The organism is Corallococcus sp. CA049B (assembly GCF_003611685.1).
GTDB classification, from domain to species: domain Bacteria; phylum Myxococcota; class Myxococcia; order Myxococcales; family Myxococcaceae; genus Corallococcus; species Corallococcus coralloides.
This window is the reverse complement of the sequence record NZ_RAWC01000013.1, coordinates 12,078-31,219: the sequence shown is the minus strand read 5'-3', so window position 1 is coordinate 31,219 and position 19,142 is coordinate 12,078. Positions and strand designations below refer to the sequence as shown.

20 protein-coding genes are annotated in these 19,142 nt (G+C 69.1%); 11 read left to right on the top strand and 9 right to left on the bottom strand.

The features are described 5' to 3' along the window. Positions 1-137: 137 nt before the first annotated feature. The 4 genes from D7W82_RS04895 to D7W82_RS41315 all read left to right on the top strand — a co-directional run bounded on the left by D7W82_RS04895 (position 138) and on the right by D7W82_RS41315 (position 5,380). Positions 138-1,784 (top strand): hypothetical protein, encoded by a 1,647-nt coding sequence (locus tag D7W82_RS04895; RefSeq protein ID WP_233587299.1) that lies wholly within the window; start codon positions 138-140, stop codon positions 1,782-1,784. 1 nt (position 1,785) lies between these two features. Beyond that, positions 1,786-2,790 carry a hypothetical protein gene (locus D7W82_RS04890; protein ID WP_120617212.1) on the top strand — a complete coding sequence of 335 codons (1,005 nt, stop codon included), beginning with the start codon at positions 1,786-1,788 and terminating at the stop codon, positions 2,788-2,790. A gap of 11 nt (positions 2,791-2,801) precedes the next feature. Continuing rightward, entirely contained in the window at positions 2,802-4,394 is a 1,593-nt protein-coding gene (locus tag D7W82_RS04885; protein ID WP_120617211.1) for a DUF1501 domain-containing protein, read from the top strand. 140 nt (positions 4,395-4,534) lie between these two features. Continuing rightward, positions 4,535-5,380, top strand: coding sequence for a collagen-like protein (locus D7W82_RS41315; RefSeq protein ID WP_233587298.1), 846 nt, complete (start codon positions 4,535-4,537; stop codon positions 5,378-5,380). A gap of 57 nt (positions 5,381-5,437) precedes the next feature. Here D7W82_RS41315 and D7W82_RS39965 read toward each other — a convergent pair whose 3' ends face one another. Together D7W82_RS39965 and D7W82_RS04875 are read right to left on the bottom strand one after the other, a co-directional pair. Beyond that, positions 5,438-5,875, bottom strand: coding sequence for a hypothetical protein (locus D7W82_RS39965; protein ID WP_147439225.1), 438 nt, complete (start codon positions 5,873-5,875; stop codon positions 5,438-5,440). A 394-nt stretch (positions 5,876-6,269) separates the two neighbouring features. Further along, positions 6,270-7,313, bottom strand: coding sequence for an NAD(P)-dependent alcohol dehydrogenase (locus tag D7W82_RS04875; protein WP_120617210.1), 1,044 nt, complete (start codon positions 7,311-7,313; stop codon positions 6,270-6,272). Between the two features lie 146 nt (positions 7,314-7,459). Here D7W82_RS04875 and D7W82_RS04870 point away from each other — a divergent pair, with 146 nt between their 5' ends. Next, positions 7,460-8,365 (top strand): LysR family transcriptional regulator, encoded by a 906-nt coding sequence (locus D7W82_RS04870; protein ID WP_120617209.1) that lies wholly within the window; start codon positions 7,460-7,462, stop codon positions 8,363-8,365. A 7-nt stretch (positions 8,366-8,372) separates the two neighbouring features. On the opposite strand, the gene D7W82_RS04865 is transcribed toward D7W82_RS04870, so the two are convergent. Beyond that, positions 8,373-9,362 (bottom strand): aldo/keto reductase, encoded by a 990-nt coding sequence (locus tag D7W82_RS04865; RefSeq protein ID WP_120617208.1) that lies wholly within the window; start codon positions 9,360-9,362, stop codon positions 8,373-8,375. Positions 9,363-9,648: 286 nt separating this feature from the next. On the opposite strand from D7W82_RS04865, the gene D7W82_RS04860 reads away from it, so the two are divergent. Beyond that, the gene (locus D7W82_RS04860) at positions 9,649-9,936 is read left to right on the top strand and encodes a hypothetical protein (protein WP_120617207.1); all 288 of its coding nucleotides are present in this window, start codon (positions 9,649-9,651) and stop codon (positions 9,934-9,936) included. 46 nt (positions 9,937-9,982) lie between these two features. On the opposite strand, the gene D7W82_RS04855 is transcribed toward D7W82_RS04860, so the two are convergent. From D7W82_RS04855 to D7W82_RS04845, 3 genes are all read right to left on the bottom strand, one after another. Further along, positions 9,983-10,666: a tyrosine-protein phosphatase gene (locus D7W82_RS04855; protein ID WP_120617206.1), complete on the bottom strand. Its 684-nt coding sequence runs from the start codon at positions 10,664-10,666 to the stop codon at positions 9,983-9,985. An 80-nt stretch (positions 10,667-10,746) separates the two neighbouring features. After that, positions 10,747-12,066: a kelch repeat-containing protein gene (locus D7W82_RS04850; RefSeq protein WP_158617590.1), complete on the bottom strand. Its 1,320-nt coding sequence runs from the start codon at positions 12,064-12,066 to the stop codon at positions 10,747-10,749. A gap of 234 nt (positions 12,067-12,300) precedes the next feature. Then, the gene (locus tag D7W82_RS04845) at positions 12,301-12,921 is read right to left on the bottom strand and encodes a DUF1877 family protein (RefSeq protein WP_120617204.1); all 621 of its coding nucleotides are present in this window, start codon (positions 12,919-12,921) and stop codon (positions 12,301-12,303) included. 79 nt (positions 12,922-13,000) lie between these two features. Between D7W82_RS04845 and D7W82_RS04840 the strand changes: the two genes are divergently transcribed. Continuing rightward, positions 13,001-13,474, top strand: a complete 474-nt coding sequence (locus D7W82_RS04840) for an alpha/beta hydrolase fold domain-containing protein (protein WP_233587297.1) — start codon at positions 13,001-13,003, stop codon at positions 13,472-13,474. Here D7W82_RS04840 and D7W82_RS04835 read toward each other — a convergent pair. Both D7W82_RS04835 and D7W82_RS04830 read right to left on the bottom strand, forming a co-directional pair. Beyond that, a complete protein-coding gene (locus D7W82_RS04835; protein ID WP_120617203.1) occupies positions 13,468-13,896 on the bottom strand; it encodes a DUF4326 domain-containing protein in 429 nt (142 codons plus the stop codon). The two genes, D7W82_RS04840 and D7W82_RS04835, sit on opposite strands and share 7 nt — an antisense overlap. A 71-nt stretch (positions 13,897-13,967) precedes the next feature. Beyond that, positions 13,968-14,357 (bottom strand): hypothetical protein, encoded by a 390-nt coding sequence (locus D7W82_RS04830; RefSeq protein WP_120617202.1) that lies wholly within the window; start codon positions 14,355-14,357, stop codon positions 13,968-13,970. Between the two features lie 219 nt (positions 14,358-14,576). Here D7W82_RS04830 and D7W82_RS04825 point away from each other — a divergent pair, with 219 nt between their 5' ends. The 4 genes from D7W82_RS04825 (at position 14,577) to D7W82_RS04810 (ending at position 18,456) form a co-directional block, all read left to right on the top strand. After that, complete coding sequence (locus D7W82_RS04825; protein WP_120617201.1) at positions 14,577-15,842, top strand: CCA tRNA nucleotidyltransferase; 1,266 nt, start codon at positions 14,577-14,579, stop codon at positions 15,840-15,842. Between the two features lie 93 nt (positions 15,843-15,935). Further along, a complete protein-coding gene (mnmA, locus tag D7W82_RS04820; RefSeq protein WP_120617200.1) occupies positions 15,936-16,982 on the top strand; it encodes a tRNA 2-thiouridine(34) synthase MnmA in 1,047 nt (348 codons plus the stop codon). 164 nt (positions 16,983-17,146) lie between these two features. Beyond that, on the top strand, positions 17,147-18,064 hold the full coding sequence (locus tag D7W82_RS04815) for an SPOR domain-containing protein (protein WP_120617199.1): 918 nt from the start codon (positions 17,147-17,149) through the stop codon (positions 18,062-18,064). 29 nt (positions 18,065-18,093) lie between these two features. Then, a complete protein-coding gene (locus D7W82_RS04810; protein ID WP_014397344.1) occupies positions 18,094-18,456 on the top strand; it encodes a cupin domain-containing protein in 363 nt (120 codons plus the stop codon). 57 nt (positions 18,457-18,513) lie between these two features. Here the strand turns inward: D7W82_RS04810 and D7W82_RS04805 are convergent, their stop codons facing one another. Then, positions 18,514-19,113, bottom strand: a complete 600-nt coding sequence (locus D7W82_RS04805) for a hypothetical protein (protein ID WP_120617198.1) — start codon at positions 19,111-19,113, stop codon at positions 18,514-18,516. Positions 19,114-19,142: the final 29 nt, after the last annotated feature.

Sequence of the window (19,142 nt, the reverse complement as noted above, 5' to 3'; positions counted from 1 at the left end):
TTCTCCTCGTGTTGACAGCCTGCACCGGCGTTGTGGGCGGGCCGGCTGAGCATGACGTGGATCCGTCAGGCTCGACGGACGCAGGGTGTGAGGAGCCCACGCCTTCCGGTGACCCCGACGCGGGCGAGAAGAACGACATGCTCGCCCCCAGCCGGCTGCTGCGGCGGGCCTCGCTCGCGCTGCGCGGGACGCCCCCGACGGACGAGGAGTTCACCGCGCTCGAAGCCGCGGGAGACGACGCCGCGCAGCGGGCCTTCGTGGATCACTTCGTCGACACGACGCTCGGGCAGCCCGCGTTCTACCGGACGATGTTCGAGCAGGCGCGCGACTGGTTCAACATCCCGCTCGTACCGCGCACCGCCGACGCGCCGGAGTACGGCGTGCAACAGCAGCGGTCCATCCAGCGCTGCCCCGCGGGCACCGCGAAGGCCGGTGCCTGGAAGTACTTCCGGGGCGAAGACACCGCCTGCAACGGGGTGAAGGCGGATGGCACACCCGTGGAGGAGCTCACCGTGGAGCCGTGGTGGGCGCCGGGCACCACGGTGACGCTGGTGGGGGCCGCGGCCAACACCTCCGCCACGGGCACCGGATCCGTCAACGGCACCCCCGTGCCCCTCACCTGCGCCACCGCCGGTCCGGTGGGCACCTGCGGCTGCGGCCCCAACGCCGTGCGCTGCCACGCCGACTTCCAGCAGTACGCCGGCTGGGAGGACTACCTGCACTACGCCGAGCAGGGCCAGCGGCGGCTCGTGTCCGAGGAGCCCGCGCGCCTCTTCGCCCACCTCGCGTGGCACGACCGGCCGGTGACGGACCTCATCCTCGGCACGTACTCCGTCGCGCCCACCCGGCTCCAGGCCGCGTACGTGATGCAGGGCCTGGAGGGCGGCGCGACCGGGCTGCTCGACGACGACTCCTGGTGGCGGCCGTCGCGCTTCCTGGGGGCGCCGGTGGATCCGGAGCACGCGCCGGGGGATCCGCTCGCCTGGCGCGAGTATCAGGTCCCCGCGCGCAATCCCTTCCTCCTCGCCGAGCGCGACTACCGCTACGACCCGCGCATCCAGGTGGATCCCTCGCGGGGCATTCCGGCCGCGGGCATGCTCACCAGCATGGGGTTCCTCGCGGGCTATCCGCGTGAGCGCGTGCGCGGTGCGCGGGCCCTGGAGACGCTGGCGTGCGAGGTCCTCTCGCCGCCCCTGGGGCAGAAGTTCAACGAGTACCGCCGCGATCCGGGCACGGAAGGGCCCTGCCAGCACTGCCACCGCCGGCTCGACCCCGCAGCCATCCACTTCAAGCGCTTCGCGAAGCAGGGCTCGGCGTCAGAGGGCTATGGCGCGAAGTACCTGATGCCGGGCGTGGGGGCAGCATGGCATTGGCCCATCCAGTGGCGCCGGGGCGTGTACCCCTACGGCGGGGATCCGTTCAGCCACTGGAACCGGTGGTACACGGCCGACACGCTGCTCACGCCCATCACCGAGGCCCAGGAGCAGGTGAACCCCGAGGCCGTCTTCCTCGACTTCCTCCCTCCGGAGCAGACGCTGCTGGGGCAGGTGGGGGACGGGACGGTGGGCCCGCTCGGCTTCGCCAAGCTCATTGTCGCGGCGGGGGCGTTCGATCGCTGCGTGGTGCGGCACCTCCATGCGCAGGTGCTGGGGCGGGACATCGACCCGGCACGGGAGGCGGGCTACCTGGACGCGCAGGTGGCGCGCTTCGTCGCGCAAGGCCGCAAGGTCCGCCCGTTCGTCAAATCCCTCACGCAGTCCAACCTCTTCCAGCGGGGGCGCTGACATGAACCGCTTCGCACTCCTCCTGCTCGTGCTTCCCGTGGCGCTCGCGTGCGGCAAGGACGGCACCGCGTCCAATCCCACCACCCAGGCCCAGAGCGCCTGCGGCACCCCGGCCAGCTCCGAAACCGTGCGCATCATGCAGGGCCTCAAGCCGCACTGTGAGGGCTGCCACGCGCAGGGCGCGCGCGGGTACTTCGCTTCCACGGACGCGTTCCAGAGCCTCCTGGTCTCCGACGCCCGGCTCGTGAAGGCGGGCAGCCCGGATGACAGCGAGCTGATCCGCCTGCTGGAAGGCCGGGGCAATGCCGCCTTCAAGCAGATGCCCATTGGGGAGAAGTCCTACGCCCAGCTCGTCTCGGAGGGCACGGCGACGCTGACCGTGGCGGAGGTCCGCGCGTGGGTGCAGGGGCTCGGTGCGCAGCAGCGCGATGAGCGCCCCGACCCCGATGCGTCGCGCATCACCCGCATGAACGCGACCCAGGTGCAGCGGGCGCTGTACCAGCAGCTGGGGCTCGGCCACGACGACTTCTTCACCTCCGCGACGGAGTTCGGCATCCCGATGGCGGAGCAGCGCAGTGACGACCTCTACCCGTTGCAGCCGCCGGACGCCGTGCCGGCTCCGCGGCAGCAGCCCCCCGCCGAGCGCTTCCATGGGCTGGGCGGAGGCTCGGTGATGAACCAGACCTCGCCGGACCGGAGCGCATCCCCCACGTTCGCGCTCACGCTGACGCAGGTGTCCCAGCGGTGGTGCCGTCTGGCGTTGGCCAAGACGGGCAACGTGGCGCTCTTCCCCGCGGGCACGCAGCGCACCGCGGACCCCGTGGAGGTGAAGGCCACGCTGCGCCGCTGGTCCCTGCACTTCCTGGGCGAGCGCTTCTCCGACGCGCAGGTGGACGCGCTCTACGCGGATGTCTTCGTGCCGCTGTCGACACCGACGGACACCGAGCCCGCCTGGGTGGGCGTGTGCTCGTACTTCATCCGTCACCCGCACTGGATCTTCTACTGAAGGGGCACCCCATGAAGCTCTCTCGCCGCAAGCTGTTCGAGCTGGCCCTCGGGGCCACGCAACTGGGACTCATGGCGCGCTTCGGGCTGTCCACGGCCTCGGCCGCGCCAGTGCCGGGACGCCCCACCAAGCTGCTGGGCATCTGGCTGGACGGAGGTCTGCACTGGGAGAGCTTCTTCTCCCCGCTGACCCGCGCCGGCATCAACAAGTTCATTCCCCCCGCGCAGGGCGGCGTCATTCCCGTGGGCTACCTGCCGGAGCAGGTGGAGAACTTCGACCGTTCGCCGGTGGACCTGGATGCGCCCGGGCCGGTGCGCAGGCTGCGCGGGCCCATCTACTGGAACTGGGCGAACCCCGCCGACGCGCGGGGCACGAACCCTGTCGTGAACAACCAGCAGATCTACCGGCCGTGGGGCTATGCGTGGGCGGACCCCACGTACAAGCTCTATGAGAAGGCCGCGCTGCTCGTGGGCGCGGATCAGAACACGGCCGCGCACACGAGCGGCATTGTCGCCAGCATGTGCGGCGTGGCGGGCGCGAGCTTCCGAGCCCCGGCGGTGCAAGCCGTCATCGCGAACGCCATGGCCCAGCGCTTCCCGGACCGGCCCATCCCCAACGTCAGCCTGGGCGGTCAACTCCCGAGCGCGTTGGGACTGCCCGCATTGGCGAACCCGACGGTGCTGCGCTCCGCGGTGTCGGTGGAGCCGACGCTGTCCGACAAGCGCGACAGCGCCTGGAAGGGGCTGCGCGCCCGCAGCGACGTGCCGGACATGGCCTTTGACGGCTCGGCGCTTCCGGGGACGGTGCCTGTCACGCCTGTGGATGCGGCGCTCATGAAGGCGCTGCGCGCGGAGCGGGGCGTGTCCACGAGCGGCACGGACGCGATGTTCGAGCAGCTCTATGACACCTACAAGGGCGCGAGCCGGACGATCCGCCGCGACATCCTCTCCGTGCTGGGCAACACCCTGGCGTGGGAGAAGCTCAAGGCGGACCCGAGCTACCCGGTGGATTGGACGGCGTGCATCGGCTACGCGGACGCCTGCGGCACGGGTCCGTCGATGGGGTCCTATGACCTCGCCTTGCGGCTGTTGAAGTCCGACCTGGTGACGTCGGTGAACCTGCGGGCCACCAGCTTCTCCAACAACTCGTTCGACACCCACAGCGCGAACGGCGTGCAGATGCACACCAACCACCTGCGCATCGCGCTGGAGATGGTGGGGCGGCTGTGCATCGAGATGAGCCTTACCCCCAGCAAGTCAGACCCGTCCCGGTCGTTGCTGGATGAGACGCTCGTGTACGTCTACAGCGACTTCGGGCGGACGTTCCCGAAGCAGGGGAGCGACCACCACCCGGCGACCTGCGCGCTGCTCGTGGGCGGAGGCATCCAGGGCAACCAGATGCTCGGCGGCTACGACGAGACGATGAACGGATCGCCCATGGGCGCGCCGGTGTCGCTGGTGGAGGAGGACGGGAGCCACGTGTCGCGCGCGCCACGTTCGCAGGACATCGCGGCGACGGTGATGAGCGCCTTCGGCCTGGAGCCGGGGAAGGACTTCTTCATCCCCGGCGGCTACGGCGTCTTCGACGGCGTCGTGAAGTCCTGAGCGCGCGGCAGCGGACGGCGGCAGGACAGAGATGACTCAGGCGGGTAATTCATGACGATCTCGATTTACGTATAAGGCATGGACTTCAGATTAATTATGGAGTTCAACTTGCGGCTCTTTCTGCCTTTAGAGGAGCCGAAATGACGGTCGTGGAACGGATTCGTGGCTGGACGTACGTGCTGGGTGTGATGGCGCTCCTGGGCTCAACAACTTCAGCCCATGCAGCTGGCCAATTGCTCATCACTTCGACGGAAGCTGAGCTGCCAAACACGCTTTACATTTACGGCGAGAACTTCGGGTACGTGAAGGGGACGATTGAGTTCGGAGGCATCGCCGTCCAGCCCAACAAAATCCAGGCCTACGGAGATACGGCGATCATCATCACCGTTCCCTACAACCTCCTGCTGACGCCCGGGACCTACCTGCTCAGCGTCTCAACAGGGCTAGCTCCGGAACAGAATGGGGTCATGGACATCACGGTGGGCCCCCAGGGGCCGAAGGGCGACAAGGGCGACACTGGCTTGACGGGCCCCCAGGGCGAGAAGGGCGATACCGGCTCGACAGGGGCGCAGGGGCCCCAGGGCGAAACTGGATTGACGGGTGCCAGGGGAGAGAAGGGCGACAAGGGCCTGACGGGCGATAAGGGCCTGACGGGCGACAAGGGCCTCAAGGGCGACACTGGCCTCACGGGCGCCGTTGGTCCCCAAGGCCCCATTGGACCGATTGGTCCTCAAGGCCCCATTGGACCGACTGGTTCCAACTCAATCGTCCAGTGCACAATTGTTGAGGGCCCGCCCTTAGCTGCAGAGTGGAGTCTTGCGCGCTGTACGGGGGGCGCGATTGCTATGGGTGGGGCATGCCGTCAGAAGACAGGGAGTACTGGTCTAATACAGTCAACGCTGCAAGAGTACGCGTATGGTTGCTATCTATCGGCTGCAAGCTCTGGTTTGGTGACTGCACAGGCGCGTTGCTGCACCATCCAGTGAAGTAGCGGGCGTAGCTGTGCTGAGAGGGCAAGACTGAGCGGTGGAGTGGTGATCTCTCTAAATAAGGGAGATCACTTGGTCCTGCAGTTGCGGTTTGAACCGCGCCTTTCGGGCCCGGTCGTGGCACTGCATAGCCACGGCTTGATGGTGGCGTCGCCAGCGACTCCTCGCCACGGCATGTGCAATCGGAGCCGCCACGCGCCGCAGATGCGCTACCTGAAGCGCTCGCACTTCCTGGAGGAGCGGCGGACGAAGGCCGCCAGTTAAGGCCGCGCCGGGCGAGAAGCGCGCGCATGGGGTTTCTGCGCCTCGGCAGGCCGAGCGCTTTGGGGGCAGGCCGTCCCGGCGTTGCAGATTGGCCACGGCACGCGCGGCGGCGGGAAAGACGCGGCCCACCAAGCACAACGTCATGTGCCGATGCAAGGCCGTCCAGGTGCGCACCTCATAGTCGGCGAGGTCCACCTCGTTCTTGGCGGATTCGGAGTCCTTCTCCACGGCCCACCGTCAGCCCGCTGCGCGCACCATCGATGCCAGCGAGAACTCGCGCCAAGCATGAGCAACGTAGAAGGCCACCTTGCCGTCCGCGAGGCCTCTGCGAAATAGTAGCACTGCGACAGGCCCAGGTGCCGGTTGAGACGCATGCGCGCCCAGGCATTGAGGCGTGGGCCCTTGGTGCCCGCGCTCGTGGGCAGAGGTGCCCAGGCCTTGCCCATCCCGGACCCAGATCTGGCCCGTGGTGCCGCCCAGCGATCCCGCGCCGATGACGCCGATTCGCATGGCCTTCTTCTTTCCCTTCACCTGCCCCAGGGCCGGGAGCGAGCCCAGGGCGGCGTGGGCCCCAGGACGAACCGACGGGAGCGCGGCATGACGTGGGGCCTTTGCCGAAGGGCTACTTCAGTGTCGACGTGTCGATGACGAAGCGGTACCGGACGTCGGAGGCGAGCACCCGCTCGTAGGCGTCGTTGATCTTGCTGGCGGGGATGACCTCGATGTCCGCGCCGATGTGGTGCTTCGCGCAGAAGTCCAACATCTCCTGCGTCTGCGGGATGCCGCCGATGAGCGACCCGGTGAACACCCGGCGGGGCATGATCAGCGAGAACACGTTGAGGGAGAGCGGCTCCGCGGGGGCGCCCACGTTGACCAGGGCGCCGTCCAGGGCCAGCAGGGACAGGTAGGCGTCCACGTCGATCTTCGCGCTCACCGTGTTCACGATGAGGTCGAAGGTGCCCGCGAGCTTCTTGAACGTCTCCGGGTCCTTCGTGGCGAAGTAGTGGTGAGCGCCCAGCCGCAGGCCGTCCTCCTTCTTGCTCAGCGACTGCGACAGGACGGTCACCTCCGCGCCCATCGCGCGAGCGAACTTCACGCCCATGTGGCCCAGGCCGCCCAGGCCCACGATGGCCACCTTCTTGCCGGGGCCCGCGCCCCAGCGGCGCAGCGGTGAGTACGTCGTGATGCCCGCGCACAGGAGCGGCGCGGCGGCGTCGAGCGAGATGCCTTCCGGAATCTTGAGGACGAAGTCCTCGGTCACGACGATGTGGGTGGAGTAGCCGCCCTGCGTGAGCTGGCCGTCCCGCCCGGTGGCGCCGTACGTCCCGACCATCCCCTTGAGGCAGTGCTGCTCCTCGCCCTTGCGGCAGGACGCGCAGTCGCCGCAGGAGTCCACCATGCAGCCCACGCCGACGCGGTCGCCGACGGCGTGCTTCTTCACCTGGGCGCCGACGCCGGTGACGATGCCGGCGATCTCATGGCCGGGAACGATGGGGTAGGTCGTCTCGCCCCATTCGCCGCGGACGGTGTGGATGTCGGAGTGGCAGATGCCGCAGTACTTGATCTCGATGAGCACGTCGCGCGGGCCCAGCTCCCGGCGCTGGATGGCCAGGGGACCGAGCGGTGACTTCGCGGAGGTGGCAGCGTAGGCGTTGGCGGTAGGCATGTGTCTTCTTTCCAGGAGCAGTGGGGCCGGTGAGCCCCGTTCACGTGGGAAGAGAGATACGCGCCAGCCCCGTGGATGACTACGCGCGAGGAGCCAATAGGCTCTTAACGGGTGCTTAACAGTGCCTTCGGGTACGGTCCTCGCGAATGAATACGGCGCCCTTCACGCAGCTACAGGTCTTCCTCGCCGTGGCCCGGCTTCGCAGCTTCAGCGGCGCGGCGCGCGAGCTGGGCGTCTCCACGGCCGCGGTGAGCCAGGCGGTGCGGCAGCTGGAGGAGCAGCTGCGGGTGGTGCTGCTCACGCGGACCACGCGCAGCGTGGCGCTGACGGACGTAGGCCGGCGGCTCGTGGAGGGAGCAGGCCCGGCGGTGGGGCAGACGCTGGCCACGCTCCGCGAGGTGTCCGCGCAACCGGGAGAGGCCGTGGGCCGGGTCCGGCTGACGGTGTTGACGGCGGCGGTGCCCTACGTCATCACCCCGGTGGTCCCCACCTTCCGTGCACGGCACCCGCGCGTGGAGGTGGAGGTCGTCATCGAGGACCGCCTCGTGGACATCGTCGAGGAGGGCTACGACGCGGGCGTGCGGCTGAGCGAAGCCATCCAGCGCGACATGGTGCAGGTGCGCCTCACGGAGGCCTTCCGCTTCGTGGTGGTGGGGGCGCCCGGCTACCTAGCGCGCCACGGTACGCCCCAGCGCCCCGAGGACCTGCTGAAGCACGAGTGCATCACCTTCCGTTCGCAGACGACCGGAACGCTCTACCCGTGGGAGTTGGAGCGCGGACGCAAGAACTGGCGGGTGCCGGTGCGCGGCGGCGTCGTCACCAATGACATACATCTGCCCGCGACCCTGGCGGAGCACGGCGTGGGGCTGGCGTACGCCTTCGAGCCGGCCGTGGAGGAGCGGCTGCGCACCGGGAAGCTAGTGCGGGTGCTGGAGGCCTACGCGCCCACCGTGCCCGGCTTCTTCCTCTACTATCCCAGCCGTGCGCAGCGCTCCGCGCCGCTGCGACTCTTCGTCGAGGCGGCGCGCGAGCTGGCGCTGAAGGCCTTGTGAAAGCAAATCAGCGGCCGGTCAGCTTCTCCAAGGCCTCGGGGTAGCGGGCGCCCTGCGCCGTGAGCTTCGCGGCGGCATCCGTGAGGTCGCGGACCTCGTCCGCCGTCAGCTCTACCCGGGCCGCGCCCAGGTTCTCCTCCAGCCGGTGCGGCTTCGTGGTTCCCGGGATGGGGACCATCCACGGCTTGCGTGCCAGCACCCAGGCGAGCGCGAGCTGCGCCGGCGTCACCTTCTTCCGGGCCGCGACGCTGCCCAGCAGCTCGACGAAGACCTGATTCGCCGTGCGCGCCTCCGGCGTGAAGCGCGGGAGGATGTTGCGGAAGTCGTTCTTGTCGAGCTGGGAGGCGTCGGGCAGCTTGCCCGTCAGGAAGCCCTTTCCCAGGGGGCTGAACGGAACGAACCCGATGCCCAGCTCTTCGAGGGTCGGGAGGATCTCCTTCTCCGGTTCACGCCACCACAGGGAGTATTCGCTCTGCAGGGCGGTGACGGGCTGGACCGCGTGCGCGCGGCGGATCGTCTTCGCGCCCGCTTCGGACAGGCCGAAGTGCCGGACCTTGCCTGCCTGGATGAGCTCCTTCACCGCTCCCGCGACGTCCTCGATGGGCACGTCCGGGTCCACGCGGTGCTGGTAGAACAGGTCGATCACGTCGGTCTTGAGCCGCTTGAGGGAGGCCTCGGCGACCTGCTTGATGTGTTCGGGCCGGCTGTCGAGGCCCTCCTGCTTGCCGTCGGCGCTCAGCTTGAAGCCGAACTTCGTGGCGATGACCACCTGCCCGCGAACCGGAGCGAGCGCTTCACCGACGAGCGCCTCGTTCGTCCAGGGGCCGTAGACCTCGGCGGTGTCGAAGAAGGTGACGCCCTGGTCCACGGCCGACCGGATGAGGGCCATCATCTCCGTCTTGTCCGCGGGCGGGCCGTAGCCATGGCTCATGCCCATGCAACCGAGCCCGATGGTCGAGACCTCCAGGTTGCTGTTTCCGAGTCTGCGCTTCTGCATCGTGTTCTCTCCCGTGTGCTTTCGTCGTGCGGAGAGATACGGCCCGGCGCCGCTCGGAACTAGACCCGGGGAGACCAACAGGCTGTTAAACGCAGCTTGAAAATGGAGGCGCCGAATCGGGGCTTGCCACGATTGACTCTTCCAGGCACGCCCTTGGGGATGACGTGGATGTTCAGTCAGAGACAGCGCTGGCGTGGATGTCTGTCAGGGGCTTCCGTGGCTGGCATCTGCTGACGGGCGTGCCTGCCTTTCGCGCGGGCACATTTCCCTCACAACAGGAATGCCGATGAACGCGCTGAGGAAGTCCCTGATGGCCGTGTCCGCCGTCCTCACCGTGGCCCCCGCCGCCGCGTTTGCCTATCCGCCGCAGTGCGATGAGGTCTGCTTCGAATACTGCCTCGACACTTGTTACGAGGGGACCTACCGCACCAGCTGTGAGGCGGCGGGATGGTGCTCCGCGTCCGCGCCTTCCGCGCAGACCGTTGCCGTCTCCACGGAGCAGTCCCAGGACGCCGCGCCGGTCTGCGACGCCGCCCATCCGGAGACGGAGCAGGGGCCGGCCGTCGAGAGCTGAGCGGTCCTGATCACCCGCGGGGCCTGTCGTGTCCAGGCCTCGCGGTTCAGACGCCTGCGGAGCGGAGCGCCGCCGACAATGTGTCGAGCGCACGCTCCTGCAAGGCGGAGAGCCGCACCCCGGGCCGCGCCTGACGCACCCGAGCGAGTGCGGCCTTCGCGTCCGGAGCATCCCCTCGCGCCACGAGGAGCGCCGCGGCGATCATCCCGGTGCGCCCATGTCCCTGCGCGCAGTGAACGTAGATAGACCCGGGGAGGGCGGCCAGCTCACGAAGGACCGGGACCACGTGCTCCACGGGCAACGTCAACGCGTCCAGGATGGGCAGGGACACATACCGGCCCGCGGCGCGGATGCCTTCCGGCTCGATGAACTCGGAGGTCAGGTCCAGTACGGCCGTGACACCCGCAGGCAGCTCGCCGGGAAGCAGCCGGCGTCCCACCAGGACCCCCGGCACCACTTCGTCAAAGGCGCGCTCCCGCGAGAAGCGCCGCGCCAGATGCCAGGTGCCCCACGTGAGCAGCAGGTAGGGCAGGAGCGCGAACACGGCCCATGGCCGCATGCGCCCATCCGGCTGCTTCCCGAAGGCCGCCGCGCCCGCTCCGGCGTAGGCGAGCGCCACGACCGCGAAGCTCATCGCGGGCCACAGCAGCAACCAGCCGAAGCCCTGGAGCCGCTGCGCCAGGAAGGTGAGGAGCGTCGCCGCGGTGGTGAAGACGAACGTGTACTTCATGCGCGGCGCAGCGTAGCCGCTTCCCTGTCGGGAAACCCGGGTTGGCCTCCACGTGGCGAAGGCCAACCCGGAAGTGACTGCTACTGACTCACGACGCAGCCCGGCTGCGCGATGACACACCAGGAGTTGGCCTCGCTGACGCAGATGCTGTCCCAGGCCGTGGTGCAGCAGTACGGGTCGCGGTTGCACACCGAATACGTGCAGGAGTTGCAGTCCTTGTTCAGCGACGAGCCCGCCGTACAGACGTTGTGGGTGCAGGCAGCGGCGGTGCAGACGTTGTTGCTGGAGCAGACCTGTCCGGCGCCACAGGTGCCGCAGGTGAGGGTGCCACCACAGCCGTCGGAGAGGGTTCCGCAGGTCTTGCCCTGGGCCGCGCACGTCGTCGGGGTGCAGGTGGCGGAGGTGTCGAAGACCTCAATGCTCGCCAGCGCCTGCATGTTGCCCTGGGCGTTGTAGGTCGTCCCTCCGAGGAACAGGACGCGGCCGTTCGGCAGCGCGACCGTGGGGTGGGCCACGCGGGACTGCGTCAGCGTTCCCACCGTGCTCCAGGTGCTGGTGGTGGGAGAGAACAGCTCCACCTGCATCGTGTTGTAGGAGCCACCGGCCATCAGGATGGTGCCATCCGGCCGCGTCACCGAAGGCGCGGAGAAGTGCTGGACGGCCGTGGCGCCGGTGTTCGTCCAGGTGTTGGTGGCCGGGTCATACAACTCCGCCGCCGTGGAGTAGCCGGTCACCAGCGCCTTGCCGCTGGAGAGCAGCTGCAGGGTGTGGCCATTGCGGCCCGTGTTCATCGACGCGACGGTGGTCCACGTCCCCGTGGTGGGGTCCCAGATCTCCGCGTGGTTGCTGGAGGACGTCGTGAAGTTTCCACCGCCCGCCACGAGCACGCGACCGTCCGCGAGCCGCACCGCGGCCTGGCCCATCATCCCGGCGTTGAGCGAGCCCGTGGCCGCCCAGGTGTTCGTGGACGGCGTATAGACATACGTGGAGGTGACGTAGCTCACGCCGCCCACCACCAGGACGCGCCCGTCCGCGAGCAGCGTGGCGCTGTGGTCGTAGCTGATGCGGGGCAGGGGAGCGGCGGCGCTCCAGGTGTTCGTGACGGGGTCGTAGCGCTCGGCGGACGAGAGCACGCTCGAGTTGATGCCGCCCACGACCAGCACGGTGCCGTCCTGCAACCGCGTGGCGGTGTGATAGCGGCGCGCGGTGATCATCGATGGACCGCTGACGGAGGTGGCCGTCGCCGGGTCATACAGCTCCGTGGTGGCGTACGAGCCAGACGGCGTCCCTCCGCCCGCGACCAGCACCTTGCCGTTGGCGAGCAGCGTGGCGGTGTGCTGGTAGCGCGCGGACAGCATCGAACCACCGGACACGACGAGCTCGGACGACTGGGCGGACACGAGGTCCTCCCCGGGTAACTCGCTCTCGGGACTGCACGCGAGACACAACAGCAGGGGAATGACGGCCAAGGACATCCAAGAAGAGGTACGCATGTGGGCTCCCGGGAAAAGGGCCCGCGACCATGGCACGCGGTGTCTGGATTCCTTTCATGAAACATGAACACAAATATGGTGTCTCAAGACACCCGGACCTGTCTCAGGAGGCGGGAAAAACGGGTCCTGAGCTGGAGTCAGTCAGTCCACGCAGACGAGGACGCCGTCTCCGTGTTTCGCGGCTGTGACGTAGAAGGCGCGGAAGCGGTCGAAGCGCTCGCTGAGCCACTGCCAGGCCTCTTCGATGCCCTCCTCGAGCGGGCACTTGTAGACGGCTGCGTCGCTCAGGCTCTTGAAGGTGAAGTGCTCGCGAAGGGAGTCGAACCGCACGGCCTCCAGCATCCGGGCGATCCGCTCCACTGTCTCCGGCCGCGTGTAGCGCAGGGGCACGCCCTGAGGCGCCACCACGTGCGGGGCGATCTCCGACTCGCCGTGGATCGCGATGCTGGCCAGCGAGTCGTCCTCCGTTCCCGGCGCGTTCCGGCGGCGGTCGGAAAGAACGAAGAGCAGGTGGTCCCACCTCCGGCCAAGGTCCACCTGTTGCGTCGCCAGGTCGGGGCGGGTGCGCAGCATGTCTCGCACGGCGTCCAGGAGCAGGAGTTCATCGGAGTCCGGACCGCCCGGTGCCAGGGTCTCCTCGCGCGGGTCCCGGAGCAACCGGGTGACGGACATCAGCCATCCGCCCACGCCGGTGTTCCGTCGCGCCAGCTCCAACAGCGGGGAACCGCCGGGAAGGGCCTGGTAGCTCGCATCAAGTCCCATGGGGCCCGTCCTAGCAGCTCCGCCACCATCGAATCAGTCAGCCTGAAGCTGGAGCGAGAAGGCCTGGCCCCGGCCGAACATGGGGCCCTATCCCGTCACGGATGCCCGCTTCGACACGGGGTCCTACGCGCGCTACGCGGACGGCTACTTCCTCACCCGCAGCGGCATGCAGTGGTTCTGGGACAACTACGCCCCGGACTCCACCGTCCGCGCGGAGCCCACCGTCAGCCCCCTGCGCGCGACCGACGTGCAGCTGCGAGGCCTGCCGCCCGCGCTGATCCTCAACGGAGAATGCGACGTGCTCCGCGACGAAGGCCAGGCCTACGCGCGCAGGCTCGTGGACGCGGGAGTCCCCGCGCTGGCCCTCCAGTACGAGGGGATGATCCACGACTTCGTGATGCTGGATCCGCTGGCGGACTCACTCGCCGCGCGCAATGCCATCACCCAGGCCTGCCTGACGCTGTCGGAAGCCCTGGGCATGCGGAGGCAGGCGGAGGCGGGGCTCACGTCCCAACCCGCGCAGGTCCGCGAGCGGGAGAGCGCGCGTCACTGACCAGGACTGGCGTCCAGCCACGCGGCCAGCACGTCCGCGTGGCACGGGCCTGGCTTGCACCAGCAGCCCAATCGCTTGCCGCGCAATGTCCTTACGTCGCGCAGGAAGTCCGGGTCGTGCTTCGTCCGCAGCTCCAGGTACCAGCGGAAGGATTCGAACGCGTCCGGGCCGGGCGCCATGCGCCGCTGGGCCTCGTCGCGGATCCGCTCGGCTTCGTCCGCGGGCAGCTTCGCCAGCCACGGCTCGAAGTACGTGCGGATCATCGCCTTCCAGGTCTTCACGCCCCCGGGCTTGAACGGGTTGCCGAAGCGGCCCGGCACCGGGTTGAGCGGCCCGGGCTTTGCCCAGACACGGAAGGCACGGCCTACGTACACCTCGCAGTTGTCGTGGACGTGCACCGCGGTGGTTCGGGGTTCGGACATGGCGGGTGCATCGTTAACAGATGCACCCGCCAGTCGCCGCGCGTGACGCCTGGCCTGTCAGCAGGCAGGGGTCACCAGGGGGCGATGCCCTGCTTCTCGTGCGGGGTCGGCGTGTACGTGGACTTGAACCCCGAAGCCGCGGCGTTGAGCCCGGAGCCGAGGGCCTCCACCGCGCCCTGCTTGAACTGGCCCTTGCTGATGCTCACGAAGGCGTCGCGACCGAAGTTCAGCGCCTCGCGCTGGTGCGCGTTGACCTCGCTGCGCGCGCCCGTCTCCACCTTCTTGACGTTGTCGATGACGCTGTTCCTGGAACGGTCGGAGATGCCGAAGTTGCCCTTGTCGAGCATCTGGTTCACGCCGCTGACCGCGTGGCTGTAGTCGCTCTTCTTGCCCTGCGTCGTCTGATCAATCTGGAGGCGGGAGGGGTTCTTGAACGTGTGGTTGCTGGTGACCTTGAACATGGTTTGCCTCGCTCGGGTTGGCGGCCCGTTGGCCCCGCCCGCGGTAGGTGATGCGTTTGAAATGATTGTCGGGGTATGTGGGCTGGAGTTTCCTGTGGACTTTCATTTGCCCACGTATACGTCATTTGTCGTATACCGGCCTTCGCGGGGGCCATCGCAGTGGCAAGGCCCGCCGGAAGACGGCAACGTACGCGCCCGCCTCCTCCCACCCCCGCGGACATGATCGCCAACCTCCACGACGCCGACATTCCGAAGCCCGTGCTCGAAGTCATCACCCGCCTGCGCGAGCTGGGCCACCCCACCTACCTGGTGGGCGGCTGCGTGCGGGACATGGTCCGCAAGGTCCACCCGAAGGACTTCGACGTGGCCACCAGCGCGCTGCCGGAAGAGGTCCAGCGCGCCTTCCGCAAGGTCATCCCCACCGGCATCCAGCACGGCACCGTCACCGTCGTCACCGGTGGCAACCACGTGGAGGTGACGACGTTCCGTTCGGAGGGGGACTATCTGGACGGCCGGCGCCCCAGCTCCGTGTCCTTCGAGCGCGACATCGTGAAGGACCTGTCGCGGCGCGACTTCACCATCAACGCCATGGCGTACAACCCGCTGGACCGCGAGCTGGTGGATCCGTTCGGAGGCCAGGTGGACCTGCCCGCGCAGCTGATCCGCTGCGTGGGCTCCGCGCAGGAGCGCTTCTCCGAGGACGGCCTGCGCCCCCTGCGCGCCGTGCGCTTCGCCGCCGTGCTGGGCTTCACGCTGGACCCCGACACCCGCGACGCCATCCCCGCGACCCTGGCCGTCTTCCGCAAGGTCGCGCTGGAGCGCGTGCGCGAGGAGCTGCTCAAGCTGCTCCTGTCCCCGCGCGCGGAGATGGGGCTGCACCTGCTGGCGGACACGGGGTTGATGGCGGTGTTCCTGCCGGAGGTGGCCCACGCGGATGCGGAGACCGTCCGGCTCGCCCGCGCCGCCGTGCAGGCCGCGCCGCTGGACGCGGACCTGCGCGTGGCCACGCTGCTCGCGGACATCGACACCGCGACGCAGGCCCGCGAGCTGTGTCTGCGGTTGAAGTTCCCCAACAAGTCGGCGGACCTCATCGGCCTGCTCGTCGAGCACGCGAAGCTGGAGACGCGCGTGGACGACGCGGACCCCGCGCTGCGCCGGCTGCTCGCCCGCGTGGGCCTTTCGAACCTGCCCGCGCTCCTCTCCGTGGCGAAGGCCCGCATCCAGGTCCGGGCCCCGGAGCGGCTGCCCGCGGTGGAGGCGCTGGCCGGAAGGCTGGAGGCGCTGGCCGCCGCGAAGCCCCCCCTGTCCGCGAAGGAGCTGGCGCTCACCGGGGGCGACATCATGAAGACGCTGGGCATCGGCCCCTCGCCGAAGGTGGGCGAGGCGACCCGGTACCTTGTCGAATCCGTGCTCGACGACCCGTCGCTGAATACCGCGGACGCGCTCCGCTCCCTGCTCACGGCCTGGGCGGCGCGCGGTTCATGACACGGGGGCCTCTTCCCGGCCGGAGGGCAGGGGAGGGGGCCTGAGCGCCTCCGGCCGTGCGTCGCGGCCTGGGGGCGTGTAGGAAGGAGCCCCATGCGAGTCGTCGTTGCGATGAGTGGCGGAGTGGATTCCTCGGCCGCCGCCGCCCTGCTCAAGGAGCAGGGCCACGAGGTCATCGGCATCACCCTGCGCGTCTGGTCCTACGAGGGCGCCGCGAAGTGCGGCAGCTGCTGCAGTCCGGACGACATCGACGACGCCCGCGCGGTGGCCCAGACCCTGGGCATCCCGTTCTACGTGGCCAACGCCGAGGAGATCTTCCAGGACCGGGTCGTCAACCCGTTCGTCCAGTCGTACCTGGGCGGCAAGACGCCCATCCCCTGCGTGAGCTGCAACCGCGACGTGAAGTTCAACTTCCTCCTCAAGCGCGCGCGCGCCCTGGGCGCCCGGCTGGCCACGGGCCACTACGCCCAGGTGGAGGAGGTGGACGGCCGCTTCCACCTGCGCCGCGCCGTGGACGCCGCCAAGGACCAGAGCTACTTCCTCTTCACCCTGGGCCAGGAGGAGCTGAAGGACGTGCTCTTCCCCGTGGGCCACCTCACCAAGCCGGAGGTGCGCGCCGTCGCCGAGCGCCACCGCCTGCCCACCACCCACAAGCCGGAGAGCATGGAGATCTGCTTCGTGCCCGACGGCGACTACGCCGGGTTCGTGGAGAAGGTCGCCGGTCCCCAGCCGTCCGGCGAGGTCGTGGATCCGGACGGCAAGGTGCTGGGCACGCACAACGGCATCCACCGCTTCACCGTGGGGCAGCGCAAGGGGCTCAACCTGGGCGGTGGTGAGGTGCGCTACGTGCAGCGCCTGGAGCCGGAGTCGAACCGCGTCGTCGTGGGCCCCGCGGAGGGCACCGGCCGCGCGCAGTTCGGCCTGCTCCAGCCGCACTGGGTGGACGGGCCGCCCCCGCCCGAACAGGCCGTGGAGGTCCGCATCCGTCACCGCCACGCGGGCGCCCCGGGGCGGATCCACATCTCGCAGCACGGGCTGGTGTCCGTGAAGCTCGACGAGCCCGCGCGCGCCGTCACGCCGGGCCAGGCCGCGGTCGTCTACGACAGGGATCGCGTGCTCGGCGGCGGGTGGATCGTCTGATCCGTCCTGGCGTGTCCCGCGCCGGACTTCCGGCCTCGCGCGCACTGGGACTTTCGCTGCCTCCGCGAATTTGACCCGCCTGGGGGTGGGGCGTAGCTTGCGCGCACGCTGTCGCTACAGGCCGTTACACGGGCCGTGAGCGCGCGATCGAGGTCTGCCCCGCCATGCGTGACGCCCACCGGATGAAGGAGAAGTTCGACGTCTCGCTGGACAACCGGCAGATCGTCAGCCTGTTGATCGCCGGCATCGTCGTGATGGGCGCCGTGTTCGTGCTGGGCGTGGTGGTGGGCAAGAAGCTCGCGGGCGACGCGCAGACGGCCGAAGCCCCGGACCTGCTCTCCGCGCTGGACGCCAACGCGCAGGTCCTCAACGACGCGCGCCAGGATCCGCCGCTCACCTTCCCGGACGAGCTCACCCGCAAGACGGGCTCGGAGCCCCTGCCGCCGCTGCCCAAGGCCGCCGCGAAGCCGGAGGCCCCCAAGGTCGCCGCGAAGCCCGAGGTGAAGCCGGAAGCCAGGCCGGAGCCCAAGCCCGCGGAGCCCGCCAAGGTCGCCGCGAAGCCTGCCCTGGCCCCCACGCCGGACCCCGACACGGGCGAGCTGCCCGCGATGGACGCCGCCGAGGAGGACGCCATCGCCAACGGCAAGCCGCTCGTGAAGCCCGAGGCCAAGGTCGCCGCCGCGAAGCCGGAGCCCGCCAAGGCCGTGGAGCCGGTGAAGGGAAAGGTGGAGGAGACGCCGGTCGCCACCCGCACCGCCGCGCGTGACGGGGGCATGAAGGAGGCCATCGCCCGGGCCCAGGCGCTGCCCGCGGAGCCGCCGCGTCCGTCGGAGGCCGTGAAGGGTGGGGCGTTCACGCTCCAGCTCTCCGCCTTCCAGAGCCGCCAGGACGCCGACCGTTTCGCCGCGCGGTTGCGCGACAAGGGCTATGCCCCCTATATCCTGGCGGCGGAGGTGCCTGGAAAGGGCACCTGGTACCGCGTCCGGATGGGCAGCTTCGCCAGCAAGGAAGCCGCGGGTCGGTACCTGACGGACTTCAAGCGCGAGACCCAGCTCGACGCGTACGTGGCCGGCACGAACTAGCGCTGCTGGGCAAGGAAGAGACGAAGCAAATGACGACGACGAAGCGGGTGGAGAAGCCCTGGGGCCACGAGCTCATCTGGGCCCACACGGAGCGCTACGTGGGCAAGCTCCTGCACGTGAAGGCCGGCCACAAGCTGAGCCTCCAGTTCCACAACGTGAAGGACGAGACCATCCACGTCCAGAGCGGCAAGCTCCTCTTCGTCGTGGACGAGGGCCAGGGCCTCATCGAGAAGGAGATGAACCCCGGTGAGAGCTACCACATCAAGCCGCTGACCAAGCACCGCATGGTCGCCATCACCGACTGCGACATCCTCGAGGTCAGCACCCCCGAGCTGAATGACGTGGTGCGCCTGGAGGACTCCTACGGGCGCACGGGCACCAGCGCCCCGTAGTCCCCGCGGTGAAGCCCGCTGGCGCGCCTTCACGGTGCGCCCGCCGGGCCTCCGGCGTCACTCCTTGGACTTCGCCGCCGCGTTCGGATTGCGGGTCCACTGGTCCACGGTGCCGTCGCCATCCAGGTCCTCGCCAATGCGATCCACCTGGCCGTTCTCCCAGTACTCCCAGTAGTCCACCCGGCCGTCGTGGTTCGCGTCGCGCTCCTTCCGCACGAGCGTGTCGTTCTCGTAGTACAGCCACGAGTCCGTGCGGCCATCGCCGTTCAGGTCGCGCTCGCCCTTCGTGCGCTTGCCCTCGGCGTAGTGGTACGTGGCGTCCACCTTGCCGTCGTAGTCCAGGTCCATCACCTCGCGGACCTTCGCGCCCTGCGGATCCAGGTACTGGGTGACGTCCACGCGGCCGTCCCAGTTCAGGTCCAGCTCCTTGCGCACCAGCACTTCCTTGAGCCGGTACTCCCAGACGTCCGTGCGGCCATCGCCGTTGGCGTCCAGCTCCGTGACGGTCTCCCCCGGGCCCTGCTTCCCCCGGACCCCCTCCGCCTCGGGGCGCTTGCGCACTGCGTCGGGAGTCTCCGCGGCCTTCTGGGAGGCGCAGCCCGCGAGCGCGCCCACCGCCAGGAAGCCCAGGAAAATCAAACGGTTGCTAGAAGCCAAGGTGCCTCCCGAGCAGGTGGGGCGCCATG

Coding starts and splice junctions, on each gene's coding strand:
- mnmA (WP_120617200.1), top strand. CDS start 15,936: ATGCGAGTCGTCGTTGCGATGAGTGGCGGAGTGGATTCCTCGGCCGCC.
- D7W82_RS04855 (WP_120617206.1), bottom strand. CDS start 10,666: ATGAAGTACACGTTCGTCTTCACCACCGCGGCGACGCTCCTCACCTTC.
- D7W82_RS04895 (WP_233587299.1), top strand. CDS start 138: ATGCTCGCCCCCAGCCGGCTGCTGCGGCGGGCCTCGCTCGCGCTGCGC.
- D7W82_RS04875 (WP_120617210.1), bottom strand. CDS start 7,313: ATGCCTACCGCCAACGCCTACGCTGCCACCTCCGCGAAGTCACCGCTC.
- D7W82_RS04890 (WP_120617212.1), top strand. CDS start 1,786: ATGAACCGCTTCGCACTCCTCCTGCTCGTGCTTCCCGTGGCGCTCGCG.
- D7W82_RS04885 (WP_120617211.1), top strand. CDS start 2,802: ATGAAGCTCTCTCGCCGCAAGCTGTTCGAGCTGGCCCTCGGGGCCACG.
- D7W82_RS04845 (WP_120617204.1), bottom strand. CDS start 12,921: ATGGGACTTGATGCGAGCTACCAGGCCCTTCCCGGCGGTTCCCCGCTG.
- D7W82_RS04825 (WP_120617201.1), top strand. CDS start 14,577: ATGATCGCCAACCTCCACGACGCCGACATTCCGAAGCCCGTGCTCGAA.
- D7W82_RS04860 (WP_120617207.1), top strand. CDS start 9,649: ATGAACGCGCTGAGGAAGTCCCTGATGGCCGTGTCCGCCGTCCTCACC.
- D7W82_RS04840 (WP_233587297.1), top strand. CDS start 13,001: ATGGGGCCCTATCCCGTCACGGATGCCCGCTTCGACACGGGGTCCTAC.
- D7W82_RS04835 (WP_120617203.1), bottom strand. CDS start 13,896: ATGTCCGAACCCCGAACCACCGCGGTGCACGTCCACGACAACTGCGAG.
- D7W82_RS04865 (WP_120617208.1), bottom strand. CDS start 9,362: ATGCAGAAGCGCAGACTCGGAAACAGCAACCTGGAGGTCTCGACCATC.
- D7W82_RS04870 (WP_120617209.1), top strand. CDS start 7,460: ATGAATACGGCGCCCTTCACGCAGCTACAGGTCTTCCTCGCCGTGGCC.
- D7W82_RS04830 (WP_120617202.1), bottom strand. CDS start 14,357: ATGTTCAAGGTCACCAGCAACCACACGTTCAAGAACCCCTCCCGCCTC.
- D7W82_RS04810 (WP_014397344.1), top strand. CDS start 18,094: ATGACGACGACGAAGCGGGTGGAGAAGCCCTGGGGCCACGAGCTCATC.
- D7W82_RS04815 (WP_120617199.1), top strand. CDS start 17,147: ATGCGTGACGCCCACCGGATGAAGGAGAAGTTCGACGTCTCGCTGGAC.
- D7W82_RS41315 (WP_233587298.1), top strand. CDS start 4,535: ATGACGGTCGTGGAACGGATTCGTGGCTGGACGTACGTGCTGGGTGTG.